Here is a 9,090-nt window from a genome sequence, read left to right as displayed (position 1 = left end):
GAGCTCGACCCGGGCCGCCTGCGCGCCCTCGACCCGGGCGCCGACATCGACGCGGTACGCCGTGCGCTCAGCGCGTACGAGCTGGCCTGCGGCGAGAAGCCGGGACCGCTGGCCGAGGAGCCGCTCGGCGGCAGGTTCCGCTGGCTGACCGCCCCCCGCAGCACGATCGTCCAGACCGGGCCCGTGCACGCGGGCCTCACCGCCGACCCGGACATCGAGCTGAACAGGCTGTTCGACAAGCTCGTACGGGTCTAGAAGAGGACCGACATGAACGTGTCGACCTCCTGGAAGCCGACCTTGCGGTAGACGGCCCGGGCCGATTGGTTGAAGTCGTTGACGTACAGCGTGACCACGGGGGCGAAGAGGCTCAGCGCGGCCTCCACGACGGCGGCCATGCCGGCCACGGCGTGGCCCCTCCCCCGCAGCTCCGGCGCGACCCAGACCCCCTGGATCTGGCAGGCGTGCGGCGTGACGGCCCCGATCTCCGCCTTGAACACCACGCGGCCCTCGTCGATGCGGGCGTAGGAGCGGCCGATCCTGATCAGCTCGGCCACGCGGGTGCGGTAGAGCGCGCCGCCGTCACCGAGGTTCGGCGAGACGCCGACTTCCTCGGTGAACATGGCCACGCAGGCAGGCAGCAGGACGTCGAACTCCTCCGGCCGCACCCGGCGTACCAGCGGATCGGGGGGCACCGGCGGCTTGCGCGAGGTGGCCATGACCGGCTGCGCCCACCGGATCGCCCGGGCCCGGCCCCAGTGCGGCTCGAGACGCTCCCACAGCAGGGAGACGGCGTCGACCGGGCCCACGATGGAGGAGCAGCGACGCCCCTGCTTGCGGGCGCGGTCAGCGAACGCGTGCACGGCCTCGGGACCGGCGTTGACCGGCACCATGTTGGCACCGGCGTAACAGAGTGACACAAGTCCACCGCGCGGCCCGAACCCCCACATCTGCCCGCCCAGCCTCGCCGGATTGAGTCCGACGGCCCGCACCCGGGAGGAGACGAAGACGTTCGCGACCGGGTCGGTGTCCAGCAGGGCGAGAACCTCGTCCCGGTCGCTGTCGTCGAGCACGCGCGACGCCGATGTACGCAGCATCACATGGTCAGACTACGCGAAGGGTTACCGATTGGCTCATCGGGCGATGCCGACGGTAATCCTTTCTTGACGTCATTTCTCCTAGAGCAGCCCGAGGAGCCCGAACAAGCCGTCCGTGGGGCTTGCCGCCGCCATGTGCTCGGACGCCTGAGGCTCGGGCAGCCCGGCGCACGTCACGTCCCGCGCCGGCAGCGTGCCGTCCCTCAGGTACGCGGCGAGGCGGCCGTCCACGCACTTGTTCCCGGCCAGCGAGACGCCGTGGTTGCCGCCGCCTTCGATCACCATGGTGGCGTGGGCGAAGTGCCTGCGCATCTCCAAGGCCCCCTTGTACGGCGTCGCGGCATCGTCGCGGGACTGGATCATGAGGATCGGCGGCAGGTTCGGCGACCCCTTCACCTCGACCGGCGTGCCACCCTTGACCGGCCAGAAGGCGCAGGGAGCGTTGAACCAGGCGTTCGGCCAGGTCATGAACGGCGCCTCGCGATGCATCCGCGTCATGTCGGTCCGCCACTTGTCCCACTGGCGCGGCCACTTGGCGTCGGCGCACTGGACGCCCAGGTAGATGGCGTAGCCGTTCTCGGCTCTCTCGTCGTCCTTGCCGTACTTCTCGTAGAGGTCGAGCAGGCCCTTGACGTCGCCCTCCCGTACGTACGAGGACCAGGCCTGGGCGAACTGGGGCCAGACCCGGTCGCTGTACCCGCCGATCGTGAAGACGTCGTCCAGCTCGCTCGGCCCCACCACCTCGCCCGCCGGGCGGGTGCGCAGCCGGTCGCGCATCGCGTAGTAGGCGAACGACGTCTGCTTGCTGGTGGCGCCCAGCCTGTAGACGGAGTTGTGCCTGGCGGTCCAGGCCAGGAACTGGCGGTGGCGGTGCTCGAAGGCACTGTCCTGCTTGAGGTTCGACTCGTACCAGACCTGCGTGGGGTCGATCGTGCTGTCCATGACGAGCCGCTTGACCCTGGTCGGGAAGAGCGTGGCGTAGACGGCGCCCAGGTAGGTGCCGTACGAGTAGCCGAAGTAGCTGATCTTCTCCTCGCCGAGCGCGGCGCGGATGGAGTCCAGGTCCCTGGCGGAGTTCTCGGTGGTGAGGTACGGCAGCAGCCAGGCCCAGTAGTTGCCGCACCGGTTCGCGAAGTCCGCCGCCCTCGACAGCAGCACCCGCTCCTCTGCCTCACCGTGCGGCACCGCGTCCGGCCTGGGGGGCTTGAAGTACGTCTCCGGGTCCACGCAGTGCACCGCCGGCTCGCTCCCGCCGACGCCGCGCGGGTCGAACCCGACGATGTCGTACCGCTCGCTCACGTCCCGCGGCAGCGACGTGGCCACGAACTCGGTCAGCTCCCGCCCGGACGCCCCCGGCCCGCCGGGGTTCACCAGGAGCGTGCCGAGGTGGTTGGCGTCCCTGGACACCTTGGCCTTGATCCGGTTGATGGCCAGCGTGATCGTCTGGCCCCAGGGCTCGTTGTAGTCGAGCGGTACGCGTACCGTGGCGCACTCGAGGTTGGCCGACGTGGCCCTCCCGGCTTCCTTGGGACACGGCTCCCAGGCCACGGTGCCCGGCGCCCCCCTTGCGCCGCTGGCCAGCGCCGCCCCGTCCGCGCTCACGATCCCGCCGACGAGCACCACAACACTCGCGACAACCCCCACGACCCGTTTCATCCGGCCCCATTCCCCCGTGTTCATAGGCCTGCGATGCTCCCGTGCGCGGCCGTGTCATCACTCTGGGTATGGGGAAAGGCTTGCCAATTTGTAATTGCCTGATTGCATCCCGTAACCGTCCCACGGCACGGGCGCTGGGCGCGGGTTGTTGAGCACGAGCCGCTGGGCACGGCCTGTTGGCGGGTCGAGGCGCCGTTTCAAGGCGCTCGCACAGCACCCGCGGCCCGCGCGCCGCCCGAAGCCGCCGCAGAATCCGGCCAAGCCGGATCCACCGCAACCCCGAGGACGCGAAGGCACCGCGAACCGGACGCGCGCAAAGCCCAGGAGCTCAGCCGCGAAGCCCGGGAGCTCCAGAGGAAGGGATCAGCCGACGACGACCTGAGGGCCGGAGTCGTCGTCGAGGTCGACCTCGACGCCCATCTCCTCGGCCAGCCGGAGCGCCTCCTCGATCAGCGTCTCCACTATCTGCGACTCCGGCACCGTCTTGATGACCTCGCCCTTGACGAAGATCTGCCCCTTGCCGTTGCCGGAAGCCACCCCGAGGTCGGCCTCCCGAGCCTCCCCGGGCCCGTTCACCACGCAGCCCATCACGGCCACCCGCAGCGGCACCTTGAGCCCTTCGAGCCCCGCCTGCACCTCGTCCGCGAGCGTGTACACGTCCACCTGGGCCCGCCCGCACGACGGGCAGGAGACGATCTCCAGCCCCCGCTCCCGCAGCCCGAGCGACTCCAGGATCTGGGTGCCGACCTTGACCTCCTCCACCGGAGGCGCGGAGAGCGAGACGCGGATGGTGTCGCCGATGCCCTCCGCCAGCAGGGCGCCGAAGGCGACCGCGGACTTGATGGTGCCCTGGAAGGCCGGGCCGGCCTCCGTGACGCCAAGGTGCAGGGGGTAGTCGCACTTGGCTGCGAGCAGCCGGTACGCGTTGATCATCACGACCGGGTCGTTGTGCTTGACCGAGATCTTGATGTCGCGGAACCCGTGCTCCTCGAAGAGCGAGCACTCCCAGAGCGCCGACTCCACCAGCGCCTCGGGCGTGGCCTTACCGTACTTCTGCAGCAGGCGGGGATCGAGCGAGCCGGCGTTGACGCCGATCCGGATCGGCACTCCGTGGTCGGAGGCGGCCCGGGCGATTTCGCCCACCTTGTCGTCAAATTTCTTGATGTTTCCGGGGTTGACCCGGACAGCCGCGCACCCCGCCTCGATGGCGGCGAACACGTACTTGGGCTGGAAGTGGATGTCGGCGATGACCGGGATCTGCGACTTCTTGGCGATGATCGGCAAGGCGTCGGCGTCGTCCTGGGACGGCACGGCAACGCGCACGATCTGGCAGCCCGACGCCGTGAGCTCGGCGATCTGCTGCAACGTGGCGTTGACGTCGGCGGTCACCGTGGTCGTCATCGACTGCACCGAGACGGGCGCGTCGCCGCCCACCGGCACGCTGCCGACCATGATCTGGCGAGAGTGTCGGCGTTCGGCGAGCGGCTTGGGACGGACCGTCGGGATGCCGAGAGCTACAGAAGTCATTTCAACCCTTACTGTGACGACGGTTTCCAGTCTAGGTAGTGAGTTCCACCGCGCGGGCCCGGGCCCAGGCGTCGGCCGCGAGCACCTCTTCGACGGAGTCGGCCGGGGTCACCTGATGCTCCTCGACGACCTTGGCCACGGTGTCGACGATCGCCAGGAACGGCAGCTCGCCGCGGATGAACGCCTCGAGGCACGCCTCGTTGGCCGCGTTGTAGACGGCGGGCGCGGTGCCGCCCGCGCCGCCGACGTGCCTGGCCAGCGCGACCGAGGGGAACGCGACGTCGTCGAGCGGCTCGAACGTCCACGTGTGCGCCTTGGTCCAGTCGATGGCCCGCGCCGCGCCGGGGATGCGATGGGGGTGGCCGAGCGCGAGCGCGATCGGCAGCCGCATGTCGGGCGGGCTGGCCTGGGCGATGGTCGAGCCGTCTACGTACTCCACCATGGAGTGGATGATCGACTGCGGGTGGACCACGACCTCAATACGGTCGAAACCGATGTCGAACAGCAGGTGCGCCTCGATCACCTCGAGCCCCTTGTTGACCAGGGTGGCGGAGTTGATCGTGATCATCGGGCCCATCGACCAGGTGGGATGGGCCAGTGCCATCTCGGGCGTGACGCCGGCCATCTCCGCGCGCTTCATCCCCCTGAACGGCCCGCCGCTCGCGGTGATCACCAGCTGCTTGACGCTGTCGGGAGCGTAGCCGTCGGGCCCCGAGGCCCACAGGGACTGCTGCAGCGCCGAGTGCTCGGAGTCGACCGGCAGGATCTGCCCGGGCTTGGCCAGCCGCTTGACCAGCGGCCCGCCGATGATCAGGGACTCCTTGTTGGCCAGCGCGAGTGTCCTGCCCGCCTCGAGCGCGACCAGCGTGGAGGTCAGCCCGAGCGCACCGGTGATGCCGTTGAGCACCATGTCGCACTGCCACGCCGCCACCTCCGCGACCCCTTCGGGCCCGCCGAGCACGATGGGCGTCACGCCGTGCGCGGCCAGCGCGTCCTTCAGCGCGGGAACGGCCGCCGCGTCGGCCACCGCCACCACCTCGACGCCGAACTCGGCCGCCTGCCTGGCGAGCAACTCGACCTTGCCACCCCCCGCCGCCAGCCCGGCGACCTTGAAGCCGCCCGGGTTGGCGGCCACGACATCGAGGGCCTGAGTGCCGATGGAGCCAGTGGAGCCGAGCACGACGACAGTGCGGAGGGTCTCTTCATGCACCTGTCCATTGTCCCCGCTGCGGGACGTACTCAGGCACGCGGCACCGACCGTGCCAAAATCCCGTCACTTATGTGACCCGAGATAACGCAGTTAATTTGTGCCGGAATATTGCTATATCGGTATGCGCAAATCTTGAGAAATCTGGATATTGATACCGCTACCTTCCGAACCTCAGGTCCGGTTTTCGGGAGGTACGTAATGCACCGCAGAGTCGTTCTGCTTTCCATCCTCACCCTCGCCGCGGGGAGCGCCGCCCTGCTCCCGGCGAGCACGGCGCAGGCCAACGTCCAGATGCGGCCGAAACCCGCCCAGCACGCGGCGGCGGACTCGGCCTCCGAGCAGCGGCAGGTCCTGACGTACTGGACCGAGCAGCGGATGGAGACGGCCAAGCCGCTGGACGCGCCGAACCCCAAGAAGGGGACGAAGCTGACCATGGACGAGCCCTCGGAGGGCACCCCGTGGACGGCGCCGCCCACCGGCACGACGCGCGTCGGCGTGGAGTTGCAGGCGGCCAGATCGTCCGGCCAGGCGTGGACCGGCGGCGGCGCGGTCGTGAAGACCACCGGCCGGATCTTCTTCACCACGCAGGGGCGGAACGCGTCGTGTTCGGGCTCGGCGGTGACCAGCGCGAACAAGAGCGTGGTGCTGACCGCCGGCCACTGCGTGAAGCTGAATGGCACGTTCCACACAAACTGGGTCTTCGTGCCCGGCTACAACAACGGCGAGCGGCCGTTCGGCACCTGGGCGGCCACGAAGCTGCTGACCACGCCGCAGTGGAACTCCGGCGAGGACATCAACTTCGACGTCGCCGCCGCGGTGGTCGCGCCGCTCGAGGGCAAGACGCTGGTGGACGTCGTGGGCGGCCAGGGCGTCGCGTTCAACCAGCAGAGAAGGCAGCAGATGTACGGGTTCGGCTACCCGGCGGCGGCGCCATACGACGGCTCGAAGCTGATCTACTGCAGCGGCCGGACCTTCGACGACTACCTCATGAGCGACGACCAGGGCCTGACCTGCAACATGACCGGCGGTTCGAGCGGCGGTCCCTGGATGCTGAACTTCAACGAGTCGACCGGGCTCGGCACGCAGAATTCGGTCAACAGCTTCAAATACAACTTCGCCCCCAACTGGATGTTCGGCCCATATTTCGGGAACGAGGCCCAGGCCGTCTACCAATCGGCGCAAAACACCAACGCACTCTGAGTCTTTTACCGAAAGTAGTCACAAGAACACACCTCGTGGTGCAGACTCCGGGGGCATGACCTTGAGCACCCCCCTGCTTGCGGCCGCCCCGCTTCTGGCAGGTCTGATCGGCCCCGCCCTCCTCGGCGGAACCCCCGGCCCGCAGCAGGCCCACAGGGCAGTGCGTACCCAGATAGTCGAGCACGTGGCCGCTCGCACGGCCGCCGAGCAGCGGCACGTGCTCGACTACTGGACGCCGGAGCGCATGGCCAAGGCGCTGCCGATCGGCCTGCTGGACATCGTGACGGACAGTGCGGGCCTGCTGAGCGACCTGACGGGCACCGCGGGCGTACACGCCGCCCCGGACCTGTCGGGCCGCCGCCTGGGCCCGTACGGTGCCGGCCTGTCCGGTCCCGGAACACCGCGCCACCAGGCGGCCGGGCGGCCGCAGACCAACACGGTCGGCTCGCGCTGGATCACAGGCGGCGCCGTGGCCAGGACCACGGGCCGCGTCTTCCTGACGGTGGCCGGGGCCGACTTCGTCTGCTCGGCGAGCACGGTAAAGAGCGCCAACAGGGACGTCGTGGTCACCGCCGGCCACTGCGTCAAGGACGGCGCGGGCGAGTGGGCGGCGAACTGGACGTTCGTCCCCGGGTACGAGACGACCGGCCTGCAGCCGTACGGGCAGTACGCGGCGCGCCGCATGTTCGTGGCCGGCCCGTGGTCGCGCAGCGGCGACGACAACTTCGACGTGGGCATGGTCGCGCTGGCCACGTCGGCCGGCAGGCACGTGGCCGACGTGGTGGGCACGCAGGAGATCGCCTTCAACGCCGCGCGCGGGGGGCAGGCGTTCGGCTTCGGTTACCCCGCCGACCCGCCGTACAGCGGCGACCACCTGGTCTACTGCGCGGGGCGGCTGAAGAACGACCCCAACGGGCAGAGCCGCGACCAGGGCCTGGCCTGCGACATGACGGCGGGCTCGAGCGGCGGGCCGTGGATGACCACGTTCGACCCGGGCACGGGCAAGGGCACGATCACGTCGCTGAGCAGCTTCAAGTACAGCGACGACCACCGCACCATGTACGGCCCGTTCTTCGGCGACACCGTCAAGGCCCTCTTCAACACGGCGGAACACGCATAGCCCGGGCGACCTGCTGCATCAAGACCGCGGCCTCCTCCGACGCGTGCGACACGGAGGCGATGATCTCGTCCGTGCCGGCACCGGTGGTCAGCGCCAGGTCACCGAGTATGGCCTTCACCAACGGCGTGAGGTTGCTCCGGCTCCACTCCCCGATCGCACCAATGTAGGTCTCAACCCGCTCCTGGTCGTTGTCCGGCCGCAGACTCAGCACTTCGAACAACCCACGCAGCGGTGCTCCGCGCCCTCGAGTCTCAACCTCGGCAAAGAACGGCGTGATGACATGGATGAGCGCCATCTGTTCTATGTCGTAGCAGAACTCGGCTTCCATCACGAGGTCCACGATGCTGCGGCGGTCCAGCAGCGGGTCGGGCTGAAAAGGGATCGTGGTTTCCAGCCGGCCGTGCGCGGGCAGGCGCAACACGATATCCACACTCTCTGGATCCACCTCGATCACGTCGATCATGCTGCCGTTGAACGCCTGGTACGTGCCCGCGACCTCCTCGACATTCCGCTCGAAGGGCCGGTGCGGGGCTGGGCACGGGATCTCCCGCATCCCGAAGACCGTCCGCTGCTCGTCCTTACTGAAGCTCTTGAGAGAGACGGGCAGCTCCAACCGGCCGAGCGCCTCCAGGTAGGCGGTGACGGCGAGGATCGCGTGCGCGGCCTCCAACCGCTCGGTACGGCTGCGCCACACCTTGTCGGCGCGCCAGTCCCGCCACCGCCCCAGAAGGTCGTTCCCGACCTTGATGAGCTCGTTCTTGACCTCGATCAGGTCCCAGACACCCAGGGTGCCGACCCCCAGCAGGGTGTCCAGGGCCCTGATCGCCGGGTCCTGACCGCCCAGGAGCCGGACCGCGTCGACGTACCGAAATCCCCTCGCCATGCGGGGATGCTCAGCCCTGTCAGAGCGTCAGACCGGTCAGAACCATGACCTTCTCGTACGTGAGGTCGTCCATCGCCGAGTGGAGCCCCTCGCGTCCGATCCCCGAGTCCTTCACACCGCCGTAAGGCATCTGGTCCGCCCGGTACGAAGGCACGTCGCCGATGATGACGCCGCCCACCTCCAGCTCCCGGTTCGCGCGGAAGGCGGCGTCCAGCGAGCGGGTGAACACCCCGGCCTGGAGCCCGTACTTCGAGTCGTTGACCATCGCGTACGCCTCGTCGATCGAGGCGGCGGGCTGGAGGATCATGACGGGGCCGAAGACCTCCTCGCACGCCACCTTGGCGTCGTGCGGGACGTCGGCCAGCACGGTCGGGGCGACCGTCGCTCCCTCGCGGCTGCC

The 9,090-nt window shown here is 69.1% G+C and carries 9 protein-coding genes; 3 read left to right on the top strand and 6 right to left on the bottom strand.

Annotated elements, in window-relative coordinates:
- A partial coding sequence (locus AB0J09_RS45830) for a DUF3037 domain-containing protein (RefSeq protein ID WP_360705977.1) occupies positions 1-255 on the top strand: 255 nt, incomplete at its 5' end.
- Here AB0J09_RS45830 and AB0J09_RS45825 read toward each other — a convergent pair.
- From AB0J09_RS45825 to dxr, 4 genes are all read right to left on the bottom strand, one after another.
- Positions 252-1,094, bottom strand: coding sequence for a GNAT family N-acetyltransferase (locus tag AB0J09_RS45825; protein WP_360705980.1), 843 nt, complete (start codon positions 1,092-1,094; stop codon positions 252-254). The two genes, AB0J09_RS45830 and AB0J09_RS45825, sit on opposite strands and share 4 nt — an antisense overlap.
- Positions 1,095-1,175: 81 nt before the next feature.
- The gene (locus AB0J09_RS45820) at positions 1,176-2,750 is read right to left on the bottom strand and encodes an alpha/beta hydrolase (protein WP_360705974.1); all 1,575 of its coding nucleotides are present in this window, start codon (positions 2,748-2,750) and stop codon (positions 1,176-1,178) included.
- Between the two features lie 363 nt (positions 2,751-3,113).
- A complete protein-coding gene (ispG, locus tag AB0J09_RS45815; protein ID WP_360705972.1) occupies positions 3,114-4,277 on the bottom strand; it encodes a flavodoxin-dependent (E)-4-hydroxy-3-methylbut-2-enyl-diphosphate synthase in 1,164 nt (387 codons plus the stop codon).
- A gap of 31 nt (positions 4,278-4,308) precedes the next feature.
- Positions 4,309-5,487 carry a 1-deoxy-D-xylulose-5-phosphate reductoisomerase gene (gene dxr, locus AB0J09_RS45810; protein WP_360705969.1) on the bottom strand — a complete coding sequence of 393 codons (1,179 nt, stop codon included), beginning with the start codon at positions 5,485-5,487 and terminating at the stop codon, positions 4,309-4,311.
- 198 nt (positions 5,488-5,685) lie between these two features.
- On the opposite strand from dxr, the gene AB0J09_RS45805 reads away from it, so the two are divergent.
- Both AB0J09_RS45805 and AB0J09_RS45800 read left to right on the top strand, forming a co-directional pair.
- Complete coding sequence (locus AB0J09_RS45805) at positions 5,686-6,687, top strand: peptidase (protein WP_360705966.1); 1,002 nt, start codon at positions 5,686-5,688, stop codon at positions 6,685-6,687.
- A 55-nt stretch (positions 6,688-6,742) separates the two neighbouring features.
- Positions 6,743-7,807, top strand: coding sequence for a hypothetical protein (locus AB0J09_RS45800; protein WP_360705963.1), 1,065 nt, complete (start codon positions 6,743-6,745; stop codon positions 7,805-7,807).
- Here AB0J09_RS45800 and AB0J09_RS45795 read toward each other — a convergent pair.
- Both AB0J09_RS45795 and AB0J09_RS45790 read right to left on the bottom strand, forming a co-directional pair.
- On the bottom strand, positions 7,785-8,690 hold the full coding sequence (locus tag AB0J09_RS45795; RefSeq protein WP_360705960.1) for a hypothetical protein: 906 nt from the start codon (positions 8,688-8,690) through the stop codon (positions 7,785-7,787). The genes AB0J09_RS45800 and AB0J09_RS45795 overlap by 23 nt on opposite strands.
- Before the next feature lie 19 nt (positions 8,691-8,709).
- A partial coding sequence (locus AB0J09_RS45790; RefSeq protein WP_360705957.1) for an aldehyde dehydrogenase family protein occupies positions 8,710-9,090 on the bottom strand: 381 nt, incomplete at its 5' end.

This window comes from Nonomuraea sp. NPDC049784 (assembly GCF_040659615.1).
In the GTDB taxonomy this organism is placed as follows: Bacteria; Actinomycetota; Actinomycetes; order Streptosporangiales; family Streptosporangiaceae; genus Nonomuraea.
This window is presented reverse-complemented; position numbering and strand designations above follow the sequence as displayed.